Origin of the sequence: Catenulispora rubra (assembly GCF_015356825.1) — a bacterium.
GTDB classification, from domain to species: domain Bacteria; phylum Actinomycetota; class Actinomycetes; order Streptomycetales; family Catenulisporaceae; genus Catenulispora; species Catenulispora rubra.
Map to the genome: position 1 here is coordinate 1 of NZ_JAACYW010000738.1, position 471 is coordinate 471.

Genomic DNA, 471 nt, shown 5'->3' on the forward strand with positions numbered 1-471 from the left:
CCGCCAGCGCGGTGCCGTCGGGCAGGGGTGTCAGGTCCCTGTTCCCGATCCGCCGGTCGGCGCGCATCACCACGGCCGCGCCGGTGGCCTGCAGAAGCTGGAACAGCCTCACCGAGGGGAAACCGGCATCGAACAACACGATCGAATGCTCATCCACACTGTCGATCAGCTGCTCGGCCAACTCCCGCTCCGGGGTGGCGTAGGCCCCGATCGCCGCCGCCCGCAGCCCGTGGCTGCAGGCCTCGGCCAGCGTCACCACCTTGGCCTGCGGGTAGGCCGTGTCCCGGGTCGAACGCACCCCGCCGAGCGGCCCGCCGAACACCCGGCGGTTGTCTACCGTCTCCGGCAGGTCCACCACGAACCCGTCCACCGCCAAAACAAGCCGACCCCGCCAGCGTGCCCCGGGCGTGTCGGCCAACGCCACCGGATCAGCGGCCACCAGGTGAAACACCTCGGCCATCGCCGCCGCAC

Annotated in this window: 1 protein-coding gene; it reads right to left on the reverse strand. The window is 71.8% G+C overall.

The genetic code is table 11. From position 1 onward, the window contains the following. Positions 1 to 439: transposase (locus tag GWK61_RS55215; protein WP_194922377.1), on the reverse strand; the 439-nt coding region annotated here is incomplete at its 3' end. Between the last annotated feature and the right edge of the window lie 32 nt (positions 440 to 471).